The organism is Eggerthella sinensis, from assembly GCF_003339815.1.
GTDB lineage: Bacteria > Actinomycetota > Coriobacteriia > Coriobacteriales > Eggerthellaceae > Eggerthella > Eggerthella sinensis.
The window spans coordinates 116495-136656 of sequence record NZ_PPTT01000004.1 but is presented as its reverse complement, the minus strand read 5'-3'; the positions used below and the strand labels follow the sequence as shown (position 1 = coordinate 136656).

Below are 20162 nucleotides of genomic sequence, written 5' to 3'. Positions count from 1 at the left end.
ACATCCCTTGCGCCCGGGTACGCGGCATATACCTCGTTTTTAGGTATGCCGTCCGGCAACGGATTCACCGGAGCGGCCGCGCCCGCGGCTATACTTGACGAAAACCCACGCCCACCCCGAAAGGCAGCCCACCCGATGGCGCAACGGCGATCCCTTCTCACGGCCGCATCGTGCGGACTCGGCTTCTTCTGGGCCTGGTGCTACTGCCTGTGGTTCGTGCCCAACATCTATACCGGCACCGCGGTGGTGCCGCCCGGCGAAAACTGGTCGTGGCTCGTCGTGCTGGGCTCGGCGGCGCTCGTGCACTTCGTCCTCCCCTGGCTGCTCAAGACGCGCCGGCTGTCGTCGCTCGGATGGCTGCGTTTCGTCGTGCCGCTTGCCACCGTCGCAGGCACGGTGGGCATCGAGCTCACGGAGCGGCTCGTGCCGTCCCTTGCGCTCTACTACGGCGCGGCGGTGGTGTGCGGCGTCTCCTCGGCCTTCCTCTTCCATCTGTGGGGCGACCATTACGCCGCCACCCGCAACGGCGACGCCGAGAGCATCGCGTTCGGGTTCGGCGTGGTGGTGCTCGCGTCCATCGTGCTCACGTCGCTGATGCCGAGCGCGCTGTCGAACGTCTACGTCGCCCTCACGCCCCTCGCCTCGGGCGCGCTGCTCGCGATCGCGCGCCGACGCGCTGACACCTCGTCGTACCCGGCGCTGCTGCCGAAAGCCAGCCGGAAAACAAGCCGCAACGCCATCGTGCGCGTGTGCCTGATCGCGTTCCTCACGTGCGTCATCTGCACGTTCATGTGGGCCATCGTGCCCCTCGAGCAGCTGCCCATCGGCTTCGACGCCATGGCGCTGGGCGTGGCGGCGGGAGCCGTGCTCATGATCGTGGCGGCGCTGCCGAAGCTGCTGTTCAACGAGAAGATGCCCACGGGACGCATCCTCACGTGGATGCTCGTGCTGGCGGCCTTCGGCATCGCCCTGTATCTGGCGGGCGGCAGCGAGGCGCTCATGCTGTCCTACATCGCAAGCATGGCCTCGTCGGTGGCCCTCGACGTGCTGTTGGCCACGTACTTCGTCGCGCTCATCGTGAAGGGCTACGTGGCCTCGTCCACCGCCTTCGGCTACAGCGAGGGCTTCATCTGCGCCGGCATGCTCGTGGGAAACGTGCTGCACAACGGCCTGGAAGCGGCCGGCCTGCTGAGCGAGCAGACCGTGCTCGACATCTGCCTTGCGTTCATGTGCGCGCTCATGCTGCTCGTGGTGCTGCTGAACGACCAGCAGCGCAGCATCCACGAGATCATGACCGCCCCGCGCAAGCCCTCGGCGCTCGAGCGGCACGCCGCCGCCATCGCCGACGAGTTCAAGCTCTCGGCGCGCGAGTTCGAGATCCTCGAGCTGCTCGGACAGGGGTTTACCGCCCAGGGCATCGCGAAGCGCATGGTGATCTCGCCCTACACGGTGCAAACCCACATCAAGCACATCTACCAGAAAATGGGCATCCACAGCCGCACCGAACTGCTCGACTACCTCACGCTCCGCCAAACGGATGCGTAATCCTACCTCCTGAGGAGGGCGTCGAAGTCCTTGCGGGAATGAACCCCGAACTTGTCGTAGATACGGCTGCAATGGGCGCGCACGGCACCGTTCGAAATGAACAGCTCCTCGCTGATCTCGGTTGCGGTCTTGCCTTCCACAAGCAGGTGGAACACCGTCGTCTCGCGCTGCGAGAGGCCCTTCGCCGTCGCCACGGCTCCAAGCCGCTCGCGCTCCGAGGTGCGTTCCTGAGGCTGGAACGACGCGTAGGCGCGACGGTCGCCCAACCGGGGGGCGAACACCACGATGCCCGCCCCCACCGCGGCGAAGATGGTGATCGTCACCACGACGCCGCTGTTGAGCGCCGGCACGAGGCGCATGAGCACGATGGCAGCATCGGCGGCCACGAGCGCGAAAACGCGCACGCAGGAGCCGGGCAGCATGGCCGACGTGCGGTTCTGATAGGCGCTTGAGCACACGAGCGTGTACACGAGCAGGTCGAACGTCGAGTACGCGGCGCTGACGAGCACCTGCGAAAGCGAAGGGGACACGCCGAGGAACTCCACGCCGATCAGTCCCGCCGTCATGAGCGGCAGCGCGATGGCGTACAGGATGGTGCGGTCGAAGCGGTCGCCCATCTCGAACGCCAGCACAAGCACCACGACGGACGGCAGCACCGTGCCCCACCCTGTTTCGGAGGCCGAATGGGACAGCGACGTGGCGCTGCCGCATAACCCGTAGGCAAACGCGAACACGCACACGAACAGGAAGAGCGTGCCGAAACCCGACAGCGAGCCCGCGCCCGTCGCCACGCGCGGGCTGGCGCCCAAACTGGGCACCTTGTCGAAGCAGAACGCCACCTGCACGAACGATGTGCCCGCAAGCGCCATGACGAGCAGCGTGCTCGACAGCGCGTCCACGCCCGTGACGAGAGGCAACACCACGAAACGCACGGCGAAGGATACGGCGAACACTTGAATCACCTTGACGGGCGGCAGATAGCCGCAGAATTCGATCCACTGCGCGAACAGCATGCCCGCCCCACCCCCGATGAGCACGAGGCTCGCCACGACAACCCTCGGCCCCGGATCGATGCCGAGCACCACGAGCAGCGGCACGAGACACCCTGCCACGATGAGGGCGCTCGGCAGGGCGAGGAGGAACCCGCTACGGCGGTGCGCGTCGAAGCCGTAGCACAACGCAAGGTAGGCCACAAGCCCTGCCACCTTGCCCATGTCGACGAGCAGGAAGAAGAAGCCGCCCTCGAACAACGGCCCCACGCCCACGTGCGCCACTGCGGCGTTGAACCACAGGGGCCATTCATGGGCGCAGCGGTACAGCCCCATGCCGATGCCCGCGTAGAAGATGAGCGCGTTCTCCCTGAGAAAGGAGAACAGCCTGTTGAGTTGCGTGTCCAGCCCGATCGACCCCCCGACTTCCCCCGCTGCCGATCCCCCGGCGCTGCGGTGGATGATACCGGTTTTAAGCAGTCCGAACAACGTTTAAACACGTTTAAACATCCGTGCGCTCGGAACCGCGGGTACCGTGTCCTCAACCCCGGCGCCGTCGCCGCGCACCCTCCCTCCGACGACGGCCCGGGATCAGGAGAACCGAATACGGAAGGGGACATCATGGAGAGCACAACCAGCAAGCAGTGGGGACGCCGCGACTTTTTGAAGGGGGCCGTGGCAAGCGCTGCCGGCCTCGCCGCATTCGGCATGGCCGGATGCGCGCCGAAAGCCGAAGGCAAGGAGAACAGCGGTGCGTCCGGCGTGCCGCAATCGTGGGATCGCGAGGTGGACGTCGTGGTCATCGGCAGCGGCGGGTCGGGGCTGTCGGCCGCCATCGAGGCAAGCGGCGCCGGAGCCGATACGCTCGTGCTGGAAAAGGGCAGCGTGATCGGCGGCACCACGGCGCTGTCGGCCGGCATCACGCAGGCGGCGGGCACGAGCTATCAAAAAGAGTTCACCGCGTACCAGGACGACACGCCCGAGCGTCACTTCCAGTGGTACAAGGCGCTCGGCGAAGGCTGGGTGGACGAAGAGCTCGTCAAGGATTTGGCGTACGGCTGCCCCGAGGTCATCCGCTGGTACGTCGAAGACCTCGGCATCACCATCGGCGACTTCTCGGGGCAGTCGCACGTGCCCTACGCCGACGAGTACTACGCCGTGCGCATCCATCGACCCGACGGGCAGGGCGCGGGCCTCATTGCCGCGATGAAGGCGAAGGCCGAGGCGAACGGCGCCGCGATCGAGACGAACTCGGAGGTCACAAGGCTCATCGTCGATGCGGAAGGTGCCGTGGTGGGCGTCGAAGCCGACACGAAGAAGGGCACCGTCGCCGTGAAGGCGAACCGCGGCGTGGTGATTGCCACGAGCAATATCGATCACAACACGGATATGGCGCGACAGTTCTGCCCGCAGCAGGTATGGGCCATGGAGCTGGCCGATTGCCTGAGCGTGCCCACGAATACGGGCGACGGCATCCGCATGGGCATGGAGATCGGCGCCGACATCCGCAACCTGGGCAGCGGCATGGACGCCATCCTCGACCTGAAGCTCACGTCCGGCAAGGACGTATGGGGCCTCATTTTCGTCAACAAGGCCGGACAGCGCTACGTGTGCGAGGATGCGCATTACGCCTACAAGACGCGCATGCAGTTCCAGATGGAACAATCGACCGGGCACCCCTGCTACGCCGTGTGGGCCGAGAGCAACTTGGAGAACTGCCGCGCCTGGGACGCCGACACCATCGGCGACGCCGTAGCGGCGGGCACGGTGATCAGCGCACCGTCCATCGAGGAACTCGCGGCCGCCATCGGCGTCGACGCTGCCGGACTGGCGAACACGCTGCAGTTCTGGAACGACACGGCGGTGCCGACGCAAACGGATGCGTCGTATGGGCGCATCAGCGGGTTCGAGCGCATCGAGGGCTCCATGTACTACGCCAACCGCATGCGCCCCGAAATCATGGGCCCCTGCGGCGGCTTGCGCATCGACCTCGAATCGCGCGTGCTGCGGCCGAGCGGCGAGGCCATCCCCCACCTGTTCGCCGCAGGCCTGTGCACGGGCGGCTGGGTGGGACCGTTCTACCCCGGCTCGGGCACGGCCATGGCGTCGAACGCGCACTTCGGCCGCAAGGCGGGCCGCAACGCCGCCGCCCTGTAGCGGCAGCGCGCGCATCCGAGACGAGCGCCCGCCCTGGATAGGGCGGGCGCTTGGGTACGGGGTTAGTTCTTGTCCTCGTAGAGTTCGATGATGGCGCCGTCTTTTTCGACGAAGGCGAGGCGCACGCCCGGGCCGGCGTCCATCGGGCCGCAGATGATGCGGTCGGCGTCGTCGGCGTATGCGTCGAGGTCGTCAATCGCGTAGGCCACGTGCCAGCGGCGGTGCAGCTCCTCGGGGAACGGAGTGCCCTCCTCGAACTTGAGGTACTCGATCTTGTAGTCGTAATCGTCCACGTTCGACACCCAGAACTTCATGGCCTCGTTGTAGGTCATGTTCGGCTTCTTCTCCGTGATGGGAATGCCGATGTGCATATAGGTTGCCGTCATAGTGCGTCCTTTCTCGAAGATCTTTCGACCCCTCTGCCGCTTGCGCGGCAGCCCCCTGCGCCCCGCTTCGCGGTGCTCAGGATGGCAAGGGTTTTAGCGCATTGAGAACATGTCCATGGCCGCTTCCGCGTCGGCCTGCATCGCCTCGGTGGCGGCGTTGGCGAGGGCGTGGAAGTACTTCGGGTGCGCATCGGCGATGAGCGCCTCCACGGCGCGCACGCCCGCGTTGCTCATGTAGCTGAAGTAGTTGATCTTGCGGATGCCCGCCGCGATGGCCGCACGGGTATCCTCGCGCGACAGGCCGCTGCCGCCGTGCATGACGAGCGGCACGCCGCAGCGGATGCGCAGCTCCTCGATGAGGTGGAAGTCGAGCTTGGGCTCGGCTTGGTAGAAGCCGTGCACCGTGCCCACGGACGCCGCGAGCGCGTCGATGCCGGTGTCGGCCACGAAGCGCGCGGCCTCGTCGGGGTCGGTGTAGACGTTCTCGCGTTCGTCGTCGGCATGCTCGAGGCCCTCGTGGCCCGTCGTGAAGCCGATCTCGGCTTCCACGTCGGCACCGTAGTCGTGGGCGAGCTCCACCGCGCCGAGGGTGAGCGCCACGTTCTCCTCGTAGGGCAGCTGCGAGCCGTCGATCATGATGGCCGAGAATCCCCGATCGAGGGCGCGGCGCACGTACTCGATATCCTCGCCGTGGTCGAGCATGACGCACACCGGCACGCGGGCGGCCTCGGCGCGCATGACCATGATGGGGCCGATGACGTCGATGGACGTCTCGTGCTCGTGCAGCTGCGCGTGCTGGATGATGACGGGCTCGTCGCGCGCTTCGGCGGCGCCGATGGCCGCGAGCAGCAGCTCGAGGTTCGGCGTGTCGAACGCCGCGGCGGCGCAGCCGCGCTCCTCGGCCCAAGCGAGGACGGAAGTGAGAGATGCGAGCATGGAGCCCTCCTACTTCTTCAAATACGGCGTGGTGCAGGGGGCGTTCCAGAGGCGCAGGAGCTCGTCGTCCATGCGGGCCATGAACATCTGGAAGCCGGCCTGCTCCTGGACGGTCAGCATCTCGCCGACGAAGTTCGCCACGACCTCGATGTCCTGCTTCGCCAGCTCGTGCACGGCGGCGCGGTAGACGATGAGCTGCTCCATGAGCGTGGTGGCGCCCGAGCCGTTGATGATGAGCATGACCTTCTCGCCCGGCTCGATGCCGATGTCCTTGACGAGCGCGTTCACCATGATGGCCGCGGTCTCGTCGGCGGACTTCATGGGCTGGCGGCCGCCGCCCTCCTCGCCGTGCTGCCCCATGCCGATTTCCATCTCGTCGTCGCCGAGCTCGGCCAGAAGCGTGCCCGTCTGCGGATGCGTCGCGCCGCGCACGGCCACGGCCAGGGTCGCCATGTTGTCGGCGAAGCGCTGCGCGACGGCGGCCACCTCTTCGAGGCTCATGCCCTCGGCCGCCGCAGCGCCGGCGATCTTGTACGTGGGGATGCAGCCCACGAGGCCGCGACGGTCGTCGGCGTTCTCGCGCGGGGCGTTCGACACGTCCTCCTGCGTGACCACCTTCACCACGTTGAGGCCCTGCTTCTTGCACTGCTTCATGGTCATGTTGCCGGTGAGCATGTCGCCGGCGTGGTTGAGCACGATGTAGAGCACGCCCTTGCCCTTGTCGGCCAGCTTGATGGCGTCGACGCAGGCCTGCGGGCCGGGCGCGGCGAAGATGTCGCCCACGACGTCGATGTCCACCATGCCCTCGCCCACGAAACCCTCGATGGCGGGCTCGTGGCCCGACCCGCCCTGCGTGACGATGGTCACGCGGTCGGCCTCGGCCAGCTTCTTGTTGATGACCATGTTGTCCTCGCCCAGCTCGAGGATGTCGGGGTTGGCCAAGGCCAGGCCCTCGAGCAGCTCCGCGGTGAGGTTGTCGGGGCCGTTGATGAACTTCTTCATCTGCATGGTGGTCCTCCTACGTAGGTGGATGGCTGACGACCCGCCGCGCGGGCGGCGGGAAGGTTCCGGAAAGGACGGGCGGCGCTTACAGGCGCGCGGCGCCCGACGCGAGACCGCGCAGGAAGAGCGCGGTGGACACGGCGCCGGCATCGGGCGTGCCGATGGTGGCGTCGCCGTAGCTGCGCGCACGGCCGAACTTCGAGGCGAAGCCCTCGGACGCCTTCGCGCCCGCCTCGGCGGCATCGGCCGCGGCGGCGAACACGGCAGCCGCATCGCAGGCGGCCGCATCGCAGGCTTGCGCCGCTTCCACGGCGGGGATGAGCGCGTCCATCATGGTCTTGTCGCCCACGGCGGCGGCCGTGATGTCCCGCATCTCGGCGAGGGCGCCGGCGAACATGCGGCGCGCAGCGTCGGCCGAGATCTCGCTCTCGTCGTCGCCGAGCTCGACGCCCAAACCGGAGATCATCGTGCCGTAGAGGGGGCCGGCCGAGCCGCCGCGCACGGCCATGGCGCCCATGCCCAGCTCGTCGAGGAAGTCCTTGAGGGAATCGTCGCCCCACGCTTCGACGCGCTCGTTCATGAGCTTCGCGATTTTCGTGATGGTGATGCCGTGGTCGCCGTCGCCGAACCGCGAATCGATGTCGCTCAACGCGTCGGCCTGTTCGAGCATGAGCTGCGCGCTCGCGCGCATCATGCGCTTGAACGTGTCCCGATCGATCATGGATGGGCCCCTTCCCGTCGGTTATCGCTTGCTGCAAACTCTACCCGCAACGTATCGCGCGGTCAATGGGCGAAAACAAGCGCGCCGCCCCGGAGGGGGCGGCGCGGCATGACCGGTTCGAGCAGCACGCGAGGGGACGCAACCCCTACGCGTTGATGTACACGTAGATGATGCGGATGGTGTCGGCCAGGTTGCCGGAGGCGTTGGCGGTCTTGTAGTCGTACAGCAGCACGGCGGACCACTCGTGCGCGGCGCCGGCGAGATCGACCGTGCCGGAGAACGAGCAGCTCTCCTTCACGAGCGTCGTGCCGTCGGTGTCGTACGTGGAGTACGCCGTTTTGTCGGCGGGCAGCTCCACCGTTCCCTCGGGCACGGCGATGCCGGCCTCGGCGAGCGTCTTCTCCACGATGTGCTCGTTCTTCACCGCGTCGACGAAGCTGAGCGAGCCGTAGCCGAGCGCGGCCGTCGCGGCGGAGTAGCCCGCCTGCACGATCTTGCCGTCCTCGTCGAGGCCCAGGTACACGCTGGGCGTGCCCGAGCGCGTGTCGGCCGGCTCGTCGGTAAGCGCGATCGTCACGTTCGTCTTGACGGGGTTGCCCTCCTCGCTCACTTCCTTCGAGCTCGTCTCGGTGGCGCCGTGCTTGAGCGCCTCGATGGCCTCGTCCTTCGTCATGCCGAGCACGGCCGCCAGGTCGGGCACTTCGGTCTTCTTCGTGGCGGTGGACGCGGCGTCCTTCGTCTCGTCCTTGTTGATGGAGCCCACTTCCGCGGAGCTCTGCTGCTCCTGCGTCTGCTGCGAGGCAAGCGTCTGGCTTTCGCCGAGCAGGCGGAACGTGAAGTAGCCCAGCGCGCCGATCAGCAGGATGAGCAGCACCACGATGGCGATGAGCACGCGGCGCATGCGGCGCGACTTGCGCTGGTAGGCCGGGATCTGCTGCTTCTTTCCCTGCTTGTCCTTTTTCTTCTTGTCCTGCTTGTCCTTCTTGCCGTGGCGGCCCTGCGGCTCCTCGGGCTCGACGGGCAGGGCCTCGTCGCCGAACAGCAGCGGGGGCGCGTCGACCGGTTCGAGGCTCTCGAACGCGTCGGGGTACTCGTCTTCGTTGTCGCCCTGGTAGCTGAAGCCGCCCGCATGCGCGCCGTCGCCAACCGGTGAGAACGCTTCGGTGAGGCCGATGCGCGCGTCGTTGTCGTCGGAGGGCGCAGAAGGTGCCGGCGCGTCGCCGACGGGGGAAAAGGCCTCGGTGAGGCCGATGCGCTTGTCGGCGGGGTCGGAGGGGGTGCCTTTGGGTACGATGGGAGCATGTTTGGGCATCGGTTTGCCTTCCTGACAGGTGGAACGGAGCGCTTAGCGCATGAAGAAGTAGACGGCGATGGCGATCACGCCTACGGCGGCCAACGCGAGCACGATTTTCTGGGCGAGCGGCATGGGCGCCGCCTTGAGATCGTCGATGGTCGTCTCCTGGTAGTCTGCGTCCTTCGCGCGCTTCTTCGGCGCGTCGTCGGCCTCCGCACGGGCGGGCGCCTCGGGTGCGGCCGGAGCCGACGGCGCCTCGACGGGCGCAGCGACGGGCTCTTCCGCACTCGGCGCCGCGGGAGCGGCGGAGCGCGACGGGCGGGCGCCCGCCTCGATGACGACGTCGTCCTCGTCGTCGGGCGTCACGGTAATATGGGAAAACTTGGGTTCGCCTGCAGCCACGGATCTTCCTTTCACGATGCAGCAATTATAGTTGATTATCGGGGCGTATGCCCTCGTCCAAATAATATCCATCGGGCGCGAACCGCCTGCGGTACGTAAGGAAGCAGGCCAGCACGATGGCGATGGTGTTGGCGGCCGACAGCATGAGCATGACGACGATCTGATATTTCGCCGCAAGCAGCGGGTCGGCGCCGGCGAGGATCTGCCCCGACATCATGCCGGGGATGGTGACGATTCCCGCGGCCGACATGTTCGCCAACACGGGCGTCATGCCCGCGCCGATGGCGGCCTTGAGCGAGGGGAACGCCGCCTCCCGCGGCGTGGCGCCCAGCGCCACGAGCGTGAACATCTCGCTCGAGCGGCTGTCCATGTCGGCGAACAGCCGGTCGATGGCCACCGCCGTGGCCGCCATGGCGTTGCCGATGATCATGCCCGCGATGGGGATGAGCTCGCGCGCGTTGTACCAGGGGTCGGCATGGATGACGCCCTCCACCACCGTGAACGCCACGATCATGGACGACGCGAACAGCGAGACGAACACGGCAGGCCACAGCCCGCGCACGGAGCTCTTGACCCGCGACGTGGCAATGTGCGTGGCGGCCAGCACCATGAGGCCCAGCACGATGAGCACGATCCACCAGGTTTGATACTGGAACAGGTACAGCAGGACGAAGCCCATGGCCAGAAGCTGCACGAACGTCCGCACGCCCGACACGACGATGCGCTTCGTCTGCCCGAGCGCGAGCTTCCACGATACGATGCCCGCCACCAGCATGAACGCGCTCGCCGCGACCAGCTCAACGAAGCCGATGTCCACCACGCCGCCGCTCATGGGCGCGCCTCCCCCGCCGCCGGGCGCTCCGCGTACGCGAGCGCGCCGTCGCGCAGCGCGAACGTGCCGCGCGCGAACCCGTCGGCTGCGCGATGGCGAATGCGCAGGCAGGCCGTCCGCGCGCCCACGAGCTCCCGCGTCAGGCGGCCCACCGCGTAGGCCGACTCGTCGTCGAGCGCGGCGTCCACCTCGTCGAGCAGCAGCACGTCGGGAGCTGTGGCGAACGCGCGCAAGAGCGCGATGCGCGCAACCTGGCCGCCCGACAACTGCGCCGCGCTGCGCCCCGGCTCCACGTCGGCGAGATCCGCCCGCTCGAGCAGGCGCGCCAGCTCGTCATCGTCGGGAGGCCGCGACGCCGCGTTCACCTTGAGCGTCCAGGGAAGCAGCAGGTTGTCGCGCACGGTGCCGCTCACGAGCGCCGGCTGCTGGGGCACGAGGCACACCCGACGGCGCCACGCCGTCGGCTCGAACGACGAGCTGGGCGCCTCGTCCAGGTACAGCTCGCCGCCGTCGCGCGCGAGCATGAGGGCGCACGCGCGCAAGAGCGTGGACTTCCCCGCGCCCGACGGCCCGGTCAAATCGTAGATGCCGCCCGCCGCCAGCTCGAAGCTCGCGTCATGCAGCAGCGGCACGGCGCGCCCCGCGCGCGGGTACGACACCGCGATATGTTCGGCTCGAAACGTGTGCATGGGGGCATGGTAGCACCTGCATGCCCCCGACGCACGTCTTATTGCACGCCCTCGATGTGCGGGATGGTGGCAAAGCCCGCTTCCAGCTCCTCGTCGGTGGGCGCATGATCGGTCATCTCGCCCCGGTTGTAGGCGTCGTAGGCCTTCATGTCGAAGTAGCCCGTGCCGGTGAGGCCGAAGAGGATGGTCTTCTCCTCCCCCGTCTCCGTGCAGCGCTTGGCCTCTTCCATGGCCTGAAAGATGGCGTGGGCGCTTTCGGGCGCGGGCAGGATGGTCTCGAGGCGCGCGAACTCCACGGCGGCCGCGAAGATGTCGGTCTGCTTCACGGCCACGGCGTCGAGGTAGCCGTCGGCCTTCAGCTTCGACACGATGGGGCTCATGCCGTGGTAGCGCAGGCCGCCGGCGTGATCGGGGCTCGGCAAGAAGCCGTTGCCCAGCGTGTACATCTTGGCGAGCGGGCACGTGCGGCCCGTGTCCGCGAAGTCGTAGGCGTAGCGGCCGCGGGTGAGGCTCGGGCAGCTGGCGGGCTCCACGGCCACGAAGCGCGTGTCGGGCCGGATGCCCTTGATCTTGTCGCGCATGAACGGCGCGATGAGGCCGGCGAGGTTCGAGCCGCCGCCCGCGCAGCCCACGACGATGTCGGGGTATTCGCCCAGCTCTTCGAAGGCGGCGTAGCTCTCCAGGCCGATGACGGACTGGTGCAGCACCACCTGGTTGAGCACCGAGCCCAGGGTGTAGCGCCCCTTGTTGGCGGGGATGTTGAGCGCGCGCTCCACCGCCTCGGAGATGGCGGTGCCCAGCGAGCCCGTGGAATCGGGGTGCTCGGCCAGCATCTTCTTGCCGATCTCGGTGGTGGTGGACGGCGAAGGCGTGACGTGCGCGTTGAACGTCTCCATGATGTTGCGGCGGAAGGGCTTCTGCTCGTAGGAGCACTTCACCATGAACACGTCGAGATCGAGGCCGAAGTGCGCGGACGCCTCGGCGAGCGCCGTGCCCCACTGGCCCGCGCCCGTCTCGGTGGTGATGCCGCTCAAGTCCTGCGCCTTGGCGTAGTACGCCTGGGCGATGGCCGAGTTCAGCTTGTGCGAGCCCGACGTGTTGTTGCCCTCGAACTTGTAGTAGATCTTCGCGGGCGTGCCGAGGGCCTTTTCCAGGTTGTAGGCGCGGCACAGCGGCGACGGACGGTAGATGCGGTACATCTCCAGCACGGGCTCGGGGATGTCGACGTAGGCCGTGTCGTCGTCGAGCTCCTGGCGCACGAGCTCGTCGCAGAACACGGGTGCCAGATCCTCAGGGCGCGCGACCTGGCCGTTCGGCAGCCGGATGGGCTCCGGCTTCTCCGGCATGTCGGCCCGCAGGTTGTACCACTGCGTCGGGATCTGGTCTTCGCGCAGGTACAGACGGTGCGGTGCTTGTTCGGTCATGGTCGTTTCCTTTCCTTGCATTCGGTTGATTCGTCGGTTTCGTTCGCGCACAAAAAAAGAGCCCCCGGATCTCCGAGGGCTCTTCTGAGTATGTATGCGTGGACAGAAGCCAGGGGACCCGGGATTAATGCTCTCTGTTCCACCACCACGCGCCGAGAAGCGGCATCGCACAGGCGATGTCGTTGAAAACAGCGGTGTTGGAAGCAGCTCGCACAAAGAACCTTTCGGGTTCGGTTTCCGGGTACGGAGGCTAGTATAGCGCAACGATCGCCAAAGGGAAGACCAAAAATCACCGCGTCGCATCAAAACGCCAACTGCGCGCTTTCGACCGGGGTCGGATACTCCTTCCCCATCATGGCGTGCGCGGCGAGCCACGACAGCGTCACGCAGCGGCCCATGCACAGGCCGCCGTAGAGCTGCGGGTAGTTCCCGTTGAAGAACCCGCCCACGTCCAACCCGCCCACGTACAGGCCCTCGATGGGCTTGCCCGCGGGCGTGACCGCCTGCATCTTGTCGTTCACGTGCACGCCCGAGAGCGTGGCCAGGGCCCAACCGGCAAGCTTCACCGCGTAGTACGGGGCCTCGTCGACGGCGGAAAGCCGCCACGGCGCCTTGTGGTAATCCGTATCGGTCCCCGACGCCGCCACCTCGTTGTAGCGCGCCACCGAAGCCAGGAAGTTCTTCTTCGCATCGGCGTCGAGCCCCATCGCGTCGGCCAGCTCGTCGAGGGAGTCGCATTTGATCACGTTGCCGTTCTCCACGTTGGGGCCCAGGTACACCTCCTCGTACTCCTCGGCGCTGCGGCACGGGTAGAACTGGCCGAGCAGCAGGCAGTTCTTCGCGCCCTCCTCGGCCACGAGCCGCGAGCAGATGGTGGTTCCGAAGCTGACGATGTCCTCCCAGCAGCTTGCGTCGAACACCTGCCACCAGTAGTGGCCCGGCTGCTGGACGGCAAGGTTGAAGGCGAAGTCGTACGTGTTGTCCTCGTTGCAGAAGCGCTGTCCGAGCGCGTTCACCCGCAGGAAGGGCTGCGAGCCGGGCCACCAGAAGTTGGGCGAGGTGCCTCCCTGCGCGCCGAGGCCGCCGTCGTCGTCCGCCGTCGTGATGCACCCGCGATCGAAGATGAGCATCGATCCGGTGGACGAGGCGTCGCGCGCCGCGCCGGCCCAGGTGGCCAGCTTGATGCCGTCGCCGTTCCTGCCGTCGCCGCCGATGTGGTTCGAGCAGTACTTGTGGGAGACGACGCCCCATTCGTCCATCATGTCCTTGTTGCCCAGAAAGCCGCCGCAGCACAGCATGACGCCCTTCGACGCGCCGTAGGCGACGTACCCGCCGTCCGTCTCCGCGATGACGCCGGTGACGCGGCCGCCTTCGCCGTCCTGCATAAGCTCGACGACCTTGGTGTCGAACAGAAGCTCGCCGCCGGCCGCCTCGAACAGCTCGACGAGGATGGGCATGGCCACCTCGGACCCCATGGGGTTGGCGGTTTCCTGAAGCGGCGGCTGATAGGCCGTGTGGTACACGTTCGTGAAGTAGAAGTCGTCGGGATAGAACTTCTTCTTCACCACGTCGAGCATCACGTCCGCGCCCTTCTTCTGCAGCGTCTCCTGGTACCAGTCGACGAACGCGCCCGAGTTGTAGGCCCAGAGGCGGATGAGGTTCTCGTCGCACTTTCCGGACGCGTAGCGCACGAGGTCGTGGATGACGAACTCCTTGTCGACCTCGATCCCCGCCTCTTCCATGAGGGCGCTCCCGCACGCGTCGATGTCGCCGGCCCACGACGTGGGCGCGCCCGACTGCTCGAGCACGGCAACCTTGCCGCCCAGCTCGGCGGCGCGCAACGCGGCGATCATGCCCGAGTTCCCGGCGCCCACGATGACGATGTCGTAGTCCTTCCCCGCGCTGGCATCGGAGGCGACGGATGCCGGGCGGGCATCCCATGTCGCCGATGCGGAACCCGCCCGCTCCGGAGCGGGCGACGCGTCGGCGGCGGCCTTCCCTTCCCCGTCGGACGGGGCGCACCCGAACAGCGCGCCCGCGGCCGCCAACGCTCCCGTTGCCATGGCCCCGGTCAGAAACCCCCTTCGATCGATGTTCTTCATAGTGCCTCCTTGTTCCGTATGTTCCATTCCCACCGCACGCGCCGCGCGCGAAGCCGCCTCAGTCGAGCACCTCGAAGGCGTGCACCGCCGGCGACGGCGAGCACGCCCCCTCGTCGTTCACCGCGCGCACCTTGAGCCGGTAGGCGCCCGCCTCGCGCGGGGTGTACGCGAAATGCCAGTACACCCACCGGTCGGCATCGGCGTGCTCCACGGGATACGTCGTCCAATGCTCCCCCTGGTCGAGCGAGAGCTGGATGGCCGTGATACGGCGATCGAAATCGGACGCGTAGCCCTCGAAGACGAGCGGCTCGCCCGTCCGGCCGACGTACGGCGCTTTCACCGACACGTTGGGGCGGTTCGTGAAATCGTGGCCGTCGCAGGCGAACGGGTCGAAGGTTGGAGGGTCCTCCTCCCGCGTGAACCGGATGCCCACGATGTCGCGGACGTAGTACTTCGCCGGAAGCCGGGGAACCCAAAGCTGGTTGACGGCCCCCATCACCGACAGGACGTCGTCGCCGTTCACCTTCGAGGCCACGATGGCGCCGCGCTCCACGAGCGCGTCCAGCGGAAGCGCCAGCTCCCTGCCGTCCGCCGCCGTGAACGTGACCGTATTGCATTCCATGTTCCCCTCGCCTCCTCCGTCGAAGCCGGCGCCCCGCGCAACGCAGGGCGCCGGCGTTGCTCGCTACCTTGCTTCGGCCATCTCGGCGATGGACTGAAGCGACACGCCCTCGACCTCGGCGTTGGCGATGGCGCCGCCGCCCGCCCCGTTCGACGCGCACGCGCACGCCATGACGTGGGAGGCCGCGCCCTTCCGATCCTTCATCTCGTCCACGGTTGCGGAAAACGCCGTGCCCCCGTCGCCCGACACGTCGATGGACGGCTGAGCGCGCTCGACGCCGTAGTCCGGCAACGACGCGCACAGCGAAGCGGCGGCCTTGCAGAACACGTCGGCTATCGAGCCGTTCGACGAAAGCGCGCCCTGGTCGAAGGAGAACGCGCCCTCCACCTGCGCGACGGTCGTCAGAAGCGATCCTTTCGCGGCATCGTCGCCCGTCGCGATATCCGCGCGCACGGCCGCGTCCGCGCCGCCCTGCACCGCCGGCACGGCAACGGCCGCACCGGCACCCGCCAGAAGCGTCAGGGACGCGAGCGCTCCGGCAACCTTCGTAGTCGTTTCATTCATAGATGATCACCTCGTTACCCTTCCACCGTGACGAACACGCTCGCGGGCTTCTTCTGATGCCAGTCTTTGCCGTCGACGGCCTGCACCTTGAGGCAGTACGTGCCGGGCTGGGTGGGCGTCCACGTTGCATGGAAGCGCTGCCAGTTGTTGGGATCGGCGTCGGGGGCGACGTCGGCGTTGAACCAGGTTTTGCCGTAGTCCCAGCTGAACTGCACCTGCTTGGTGCTATGGCCGTCCACGTTCCACACCCAGGCGAACCCTTCGAGGTCGATGGCTTCGCCCACCTTGAACACCTGGCCGTCGGTTGCCGGGTTGAACCATGCCGAGTTGCACCCGTACAGGTGCGGGTCCTCGGCGCCGTCGTAGAAGTCGTCGCCGGCGATGACCCTGACCGGGGCGGTGACGGGCTCGGTGCCGAACTCGATGGTCTTGAGGTACTTGACCCACGTGCCGCCGGGGAAGCCGGGCTGCACGAGCACCGCGGGGGCGCCCATCATGGCGGTCAGCTCGTGGCCGTAGTACTCGGTGGCCACGAACGCGCCGTTCTTCAACGCGTCGTCGAGCTCGACGCAGAAGTTCCACCCCTCGTCGGCATCGGCGATGCCGTTCACGGTCACGGCCCCTTCGTCGACGCCGCCGCAGTACTCGATGATGTCGCTCAGCAGGTAGCCCGAAGCCTCGAAGCTGTCCTCGAGCGACGAGTTCACGCCGTTGACGAGGCACTCCTGCGTAACCTGCTGGGTCTGCTTCTCGAAATGCTGCTCGAGGTCGGCGAGCGTGAGCGTGGCGGGGTTCTTCACGCCCTTGATCTCGATGCTCCATGCGGCGAGTTCCGCGTCCGTCCATGCGGGGATGTTGAAGTTCACCGCTTCGTAGCGCTGCGACTCGTCGGTCATCTCCTGGTCGAGATCGACCTTGAGATCCACCTCGTCGGACGCCAGCGTCGAGATGCCGATGGAGGTGTCGGCATCGTAGCCGCGCATGTGGAAGAAGGCCTCCGAGGCCGGCGTGTTCGCCGTGTAGCCGCTCAGCTGCTCTTCGTAGCAGTACTCGTCCCACATGACGATCTCGCCGTTCTTCTTGGTGGCGTGGCAGCTCCAGCAATTGCCGTTGTCGGCATCCGTGAACGTGGGGCTGCTGAAGTGCGTCGCGTGCATGTAGTCGCCCAGGTACACGCCGCCGCGGGTATCGTGCATCGAGTGGCACGACTCGCAATCGTTCCAGTCAACCGTCTTGCCGAAGATGGCTCCCGTGGTCATGATGTGCACCGTGGGGGCGATGTCCTTGATGGTTGCCTGGAGGTCTTCGTGGCAGGCGTCGCAACCGCGGCTCCCCGCATTCACCTTCGCCGAAATGTTGTAGTCGTCGGGCAGCGCACCCGCATCGCGCTGCTGGAAGTCGTTCGCCTTCATGTTCGTGCCTTCCAGGACGGCCGCTCCCGCAGCCTCCTGCTCGGTGGCGGCGCCGGAGGCGTCCGGCTCCCGCGAAGCCTGCTGCTGCGGCGCGCATCCCAGCGCGCTCAGCGCGGCCGCGAGCATCATCGCGATGCACAGCGCGGCGATCGGCTTCTTCTTCGATGAACGGCGCTTCTCGACCGTCTCCTCAGCTTGCATAGTATCCTCTCCTCTCGCTATCCAACTCGTCGTACCCAACCGTCCCCTGCGGCAACGCGCACGCCCCCTTTCCTCGCCGAACGGGACAGCCGCCACCCTAAAACGGCTCGAAGCGGAGCGCATCGGCGGTTTGAGGTGGTATTTTGCGAACGGGAGGCACGCCCTCGTCAAGCCGTCATCACCTCTCATCAAAAATCGTTTAGTCAGCCATTAGACGGTAGTTGTTGATGCCAAAAGCCCCGAACCCGCTAGCATGGGCCGATAGCGGAAGAGGGATATCGGAAGAGGATCGGGGGAACCATGTTCGCATTCGCACAACCGTTCACGTCAAGACGAGCCGTCGGGGCGATCGGAGCGGCCGGAGCCGCCCTTGCGCTCGCCGCCGCCGTCGCGCTGGGAGGATGCGCCGCGCCCGCGGACGAGCTCGACGGGCCGCAGCCGGCGTTCTCGGGGGCGGTGCACGAGCAAACCGCCGCGGCCATGGCCGAAACGGACGGCGACGCGTTCCCGGTTTCGGCCGTGATGAACGCGTACGCGACGCCCGGCGAGAAGGCGCCGACGTGGACCTACCTGTTCGCGTCGCAGCGCTATGCGAAGTTCTACACGGTGTTCAACTACAGCACGAAGGCCGTCGCAAGCATCTACGGCCCCACCACCTGGAACGAAGGCGATTGGGAGGAAGCGCCGAAGGACGCGTCGGCGGAGGTGGGCGTCGATGCCGACGAGGCGTACCGCTTCATCCTCGACGCGTATCCCGAATACCGCGCGCATCCCTACCGCATCTCGTTTTTGGCGTACGAGCCCGAAATAGAGAAAACCGAAGACGCGCCCGCAGCCATGACGTGGTATTTTTATTTCACGGACGAGGACGCGCTGAGCGCATTCGACAGCGGCGTCGAGCATCCGAACGACATAGCGAAGGCAATCGTAACCGTCGATGCGCGGACAGGGGATGTTCTGCGACAGGGGTAGCGTCGAGGGAATCGCAGGAATCGCATGATGAAAGAGCGGGGCAATCTGTTTTACGGGGCGACGTCGGCAAGCTCCATCGCCGGGTCGGCCCTCATGTGGGCGTGGTGGGATCTCGCCTTCTACTCGGGCATCTTCTTCAACTGGAACCAGAGCGCGCAGGCGTTCACGGTGCCGTCGCTCGCCGTCGGCATGGCCGCGAGCGGCGTGACGCTGTTCTTGCTCGCCCGCTTCGCGCCCGCCGTCAGCGCGAAGCTCTACGGCGGAACGGGGCGCCTCATCGGGGTGGGCATCGCGGGCATCGCCTCGTCGCTGCTCTCCATCGCCGCCGCGTCCTGGAGCATGCTGCCGCTCGCCCTCGCTTCGAGCGCCGTGAACGGGGCGGTGCTCGCCCTCGTCATGGCCCTGTGGGGCACGGTGTGGACGGAGCGCGGCGCGCAGTCGGCAACCGTCAACGCCTCGCTCGCCATCACCATCGGCATCGTGTTCGACGGCATCGTGCTGTTCGCCATGAAGCCGCTGGCCGCGGCCGTCGCCATCTCCACGTTCCCCCTGCTCTCCATCCTGATGTACGTCTATGCGGCGCGCGATCGCGTGGACGGCGAGGTGTTCTCGCGCACGCGCTCGACCCGGCGCGGGCGCGCGCGGACGAGCAACGTGCTGAAGCGGGAGTTCTTCGGCATCAGCGTGCTGCTGCTTCTGGGATTGACCATCGGCGAGATCGCGTTCAACTTCATGAACTACCACTTCGCCTACGAGCAGATCGCATCGACGTCGGGCATGGACTTCAACTACCCCTATCACGTGGCCCGCGCCATCGGCGCCTGCACGTGCTTCGTGGCCATCGGCGTTTTCAACGTGTCGTACAAGCGCTTCTTCTGGGTGGGCACGCTGCTCATGTCGTTCGCGTTCGCCATGATGCCGTTTCTGGGCGCCCTGGGCATCCCGCCGTACTACAGCAACTACGTCAACATGGCGTGCTTCGCCCTCGTGGCCATCTTCGAGCTGAGCGTGTTCTGCGAGATATCGTACGCGCGGCACACCTACCCGCTCGAATCGGTGTGCTTCGGCATGATCTTCATGACGGGCATCATCGACGCCGGGCTGCTCGTGGGCGTGCTCGTCGACCTCTTCCATCTCGACCTCGCGCAGTACGCCATCCTCATGACGGCGGTGGGCTACGTGCTCGTCTTCGGACTGCTGGCGGCCATTTCCGAGGGACAGCGCTACCTCGATCCGGACACGGGCGTGGCGTCGGGCCGCCGGCTGCAAACCGAGGTGCAGAACAGCCTCGAAACGCGGCGGCGCAAGCTGCACGACGCCCTGGTGAAGCAGGCGAAGCTCACGGAGCGCGAGCAGGACATCCTCGACGAGCTGCTGCGCGGGCGCAGCACCGTGTCCATCGCCGGAAGCTTCAACATCTCCGACAACACCGTGAAGTCCCACGTGCAGAGCATCTACAAGAAGCTGGGCATCCACAGCAAGCAGGAGATGCTCGAACGGTTCGACCTGCCGCCCGAGAACGAGAATCCCGAGGCGCAGGAGCCCGGCCCCGACGACTCCCGCAAGCGCGCGCTCGACGCCACCATCGCCCACCTCGCGCGCGCCCACGGCTTGACCGCGCGCGAATCGGAGGTGTTCGGCTTGATGGCGCGCGGGTACCGCCCCAAGGAGATGGAAGAGCGGCTGTTCATCTCGTCGGCGACGGTGCATTCCCACACCACGAACATCTACGCGAAGATGGACCTGCACTCCTACGACGACCTCTCGGCCCTCGTCAAGAGAACCCGCAGCGACATGAACAAGGCCGACGATCCCGCTCAGAATTAACCGTATCTACCTTTCGGGGGCCATTCGGGAACGCTCGCGGGAGGAAAACGACATCTTATGGTACAAATTCAACCAGATGCTGCTT

Annotated in this window: 18 protein-coding genes; 4 read left to right on the top strand and 14 right to left on the bottom strand. The window is 66.8% G+C overall.

Features of this window, described 5'->3' with window-relative positions; translation table 11 throughout:
• The first annotated feature begins 135 nt into the window (after positions 1 to 135).
• The gene (locus C1876_RS03425) at positions 136 to 1545 is read left to right on the top strand and encodes a helix-turn-helix transcriptional regulator (protein WP_114545325.1); all 1410 of its coding nucleotides are present in this window, start codon (positions 136 to 138) and stop codon (positions 1543 to 1545) included.
• 2 nt (positions 1546 to 1547) lie between these two features.
• On the opposite strand, the gene C1876_RS03420 is transcribed toward C1876_RS03425, so the two are convergent.
• A complete protein-coding gene (locus tag C1876_RS03420; RefSeq protein ID WP_158544597.1) occupies positions 1548 to 3023 on the bottom strand; it encodes a helix-turn-helix transcriptional regulator in 1476 nt (491 codons plus the stop codon).
• Positions 3024 to 3155: 132 nt separating this feature from the next.
• On the opposite strand from C1876_RS03420, the gene C1876_RS03415 reads away from it, so the two are divergent.
• Positions 3156 to 4691 carry an FAD-dependent oxidoreductase gene (locus tag C1876_RS03415; protein ID WP_158544595.1) on the top strand — a complete coding sequence of 512 codons (1536 nt, stop codon included), beginning with the start codon at positions 3156 to 3158 and terminating at the stop codon, positions 4689 to 4691.
• Positions 4692 to 4753: 62 nt separating this feature from the next.
• Here C1876_RS03415 and C1876_RS03410 read toward each other — a convergent pair whose 3' ends face one another.
• The 13 genes from C1876_RS03410 to C1876_RS03350 all read right to left on the bottom strand — a co-directional run bounded on the left by C1876_RS03410 (position 4754) and on the right by C1876_RS03350 (position 17278).
• Positions 4754 to 5077, bottom strand: coding sequence for a hypothetical protein (locus C1876_RS03410; protein ID WP_114545322.1), 324 nt, complete (start codon positions 5075 to 5077; stop codon positions 4754 to 4756).
• Between the two features lie 93 nt (positions 5078 to 5170).
• Positions 5171 to 6013 carry a class II fructose-bisphosphate aldolase gene (locus C1876_RS03405; protein WP_114545321.1) on the bottom strand — a complete coding sequence of 281 codons (843 nt, stop codon included), beginning with the start codon at positions 6011 to 6013 and terminating at the stop codon, positions 5171 to 5173.
• Positions 6014 to 6022: 9 nt separating this feature from the next.
• Entirely contained in the window at positions 6023 to 7021 is a 999-nt protein-coding gene (locus C1876_RS03400; RefSeq protein ID WP_114545320.1) for a dihydroxyacetone kinase subunit DhaK, read from the bottom strand.
• Between the two features lie 79 nt (positions 7022 to 7100).
• The gene (locus C1876_RS03395; RefSeq protein WP_114545319.1) at positions 7101 to 7736 is read right to left on the bottom strand and encodes a DAK2 domain-containing protein; all 636 of its coding nucleotides are present in this window, start codon (positions 7734 to 7736) and stop codon (positions 7101 to 7103) included.
• 145 nt (positions 7737 to 7881) lie between these two features.
• Positions 7882 to 9048 (bottom strand): histone-lysine N-methyltransferase, encoded by a 1167-nt coding sequence (locus C1876_RS03390; protein ID WP_114545318.1) that lies wholly within the window; start codon positions 9046 to 9048, stop codon positions 7882 to 7884.
• Positions 9049 to 9081: 33 nt separating this feature from the next.
• Positions 9082 to 9432 (bottom strand): SURF2 Surfeit locus protein 2, encoded by a 351-nt coding sequence (locus tag C1876_RS03385; protein ID WP_114545317.1) that lies wholly within the window; start codon positions 9430 to 9432, stop codon positions 9082 to 9084.
• A gap of 25 nt (positions 9433 to 9457) precedes the next feature.
• Positions 9458 to 10264 carry an ABC transporter permease gene (locus tag C1876_RS03380; RefSeq protein ID WP_114545316.1) on the bottom strand — a complete coding sequence of 269 codons (807 nt, stop codon included), beginning with the start codon at positions 10262 to 10264 and terminating at the stop codon, positions 9458 to 9460.
• Complete coding sequence (locus C1876_RS03375) at positions 10261 to 10953, bottom strand: ABC transporter ATP-binding protein (protein ID WP_114545315.1); 693 nt, start codon at positions 10951 to 10953, stop codon at positions 10261 to 10263. Before C1876_RS03375 ends, C1876_RS03380 begins: the two co-directional genes overlap by 4 nt.
• A 38-nt stretch (positions 10954 to 10991) precedes the next feature.
• On the bottom strand, positions 10992 to 12377 hold the full coding sequence (locus C1876_RS03370; RefSeq protein ID WP_114545314.1) for a TrpB-like pyridoxal phosphate-dependent enzyme: 1386 nt from the start codon (positions 12375 to 12377) through the stop codon (positions 10992 to 10994).
• A gap of 302 nt (positions 12378 to 12679) precedes the next feature.
• Positions 12680 to 14479, bottom strand: coding sequence for an FAD-dependent oxidoreductase (locus C1876_RS03365; protein WP_158544593.1), 1800 nt, complete (start codon positions 14477 to 14479; stop codon positions 12680 to 12682).
• Positions 14480 to 14537: 58 nt separating this feature from the next.
• On the bottom strand, positions 14538 to 15101 hold the full coding sequence (locus C1876_RS17920) for a molybdopterin-binding protein (RefSeq protein WP_244910019.1): 564 nt from the start codon (positions 15099 to 15101) through the stop codon (positions 14538 to 14540).
• Positions 15102 to 15164: 63 nt separating this feature from the next.
• Positions 15165 to 15665: a hypothetical protein gene (locus C1876_RS03355; protein ID WP_114545312.1), complete on the bottom strand. Its 501-nt coding sequence runs from the start codon at positions 15663 to 15665 to the stop codon at positions 15165 to 15167.
• Positions 15666 to 15679: 14 nt separating this feature from the next.
• The gene (locus C1876_RS03350) at positions 15680 to 17278 is read right to left on the bottom strand and encodes a molybdopterin-dependent oxidoreductase (RefSeq protein ID WP_158544591.1); all 1599 of its coding nucleotides are present in this window, start codon (positions 17276 to 17278) and stop codon (positions 15680 to 15682) included.
• Positions 17279 to 17578: 300 nt separating this feature from the next.
• On the opposite strand from C1876_RS03350, the gene C1876_RS03345 reads away from it, so the two are divergent.
• On the top strand, positions 17579 to 18250 hold the full coding sequence (locus tag C1876_RS03345) for a hypothetical protein (RefSeq protein WP_114545310.1): 672 nt from the start codon (positions 17579 to 17581) through the stop codon (positions 18248 to 18250).
• Positions 18251 to 18274: 24 nt separating this feature from the next.
• Complete coding sequence (locus tag C1876_RS03340) at positions 18275 to 20077, top strand: LuxR C-terminal-related transcriptional regulator (protein ID WP_114545309.1); 1803 nt, start codon at positions 18275 to 18277, stop codon at positions 20075 to 20077.
• Positions 20078 to 20162 lie beyond the last annotated feature (85 nt).

What these genes read in the sequence shown, in the direction of transcription:
- C1876_RS03425 (WP_114545325.1), top strand. Translation starts at nt 136, where the DNA reads ATGGCGCAACGGCGATCCCTTCTCACGGCCGCATCGTGCGGACTCGGC.
- C1876_RS03415 (WP_158544595.1), top strand. Translation starts at nt 3,156, where the DNA reads ATGGAGAGCACAACCAGCAAGCAGTGGGGACGCCGCGACTTTTTGAAG.
- C1876_RS03410 (WP_114545322.1), bottom strand. Translation starts at nt 5,077, where the DNA reads ATGACGGCAACCTATATGCACATCGGCATTCCCATCACGGAGAAGAAG.
- C1876_RS03405 (WP_114545321.1), bottom strand. Translation starts at nt 6,013, where the DNA reads ATGCTCGCATCTCTCACTTCCGTCCTCGCTTGGGCCGAGGAGCGCGGC.
- C1876_RS03400 (WP_114545320.1), bottom strand. Translation starts at nt 7,021, where the DNA reads ATGCAGATGAAGAAGTTCATCAACGGCCCCGACAACCTCACCGCGGAG.
- C1876_RS03395 (WP_114545319.1), bottom strand. Translation starts at nt 7,736, where the DNA reads ATGATCGATCGGGACACGTTCAAGCGCATGATGCGCGCGAGCGCGCAG.
- C1876_RS03390 (WP_114545318.1), bottom strand. Translation starts at nt 9,048, where the DNA reads ATGCCCAAACATGCTCCCATCGTACCCAAAGGCACCCCCTCCGACCCC.
- C1876_RS03380 (WP_114545316.1), bottom strand. Translation starts at nt 10,264, where the DNA reads ATGAGCGGCGGCGTGGTGGACATCGGCTTCGTTGAGCTGGTCGCGGCG.
- C1876_RS03375 (WP_114545315.1), bottom strand. Translation starts at nt 10,953, where the DNA reads ATGCACACGTTTCGAGCCGAACATATCGCGGTGTCGTACCCGCGCGCG.
- C1876_RS03370 (WP_114545314.1), bottom strand. Translation starts at nt 12,377, where the DNA reads ATGACCGAACAAGCACCGCACCGTCTGTACCTGCGCGAAGACCAGATC.
- C1876_RS03365 (WP_158544593.1), bottom strand. Translation starts at nt 14,479, where the DNA reads ATGAAGAACATCGATCGAAGGGGGTTTCTGACCGGGGCCATGGCAACG.
- C1876_RS17920 (WP_244910019.1), bottom strand. Translation starts at nt 15,101, where the DNA reads ATGGAATGCAATACGGTCACGTTCACGGCGGCGGACGGCAGGGAGCTG.
- C1876_RS03355 (WP_114545312.1), bottom strand. Translation starts at nt 15,665, where the DNA reads ATGAATGAAACGACTACGAAGGTTGCCGGAGCGCTCGCGTCCCTGACG.
- C1876_RS03350 (WP_158544591.1), bottom strand. Translation starts at nt 17,278, where the DNA reads ATGCAAGCTGAGGAGACGGTCGAGAAGCGCCGTTCATCGAAGAAGAAG.
- C1876_RS03345 (WP_114545310.1), top strand. Translation starts at nt 17,579, where the DNA reads ATGTTCGCATTCGCACAACCGTTCACGTCAAGACGAGCCGTCGGGGCG.
- C1876_RS03340 (WP_114545309.1), top strand. Translation starts at nt 18,275, where the DNA reads ATGATGAAAGAGCGGGGCAATCTGTTTTACGGGGCGACGTCGGCAAGC.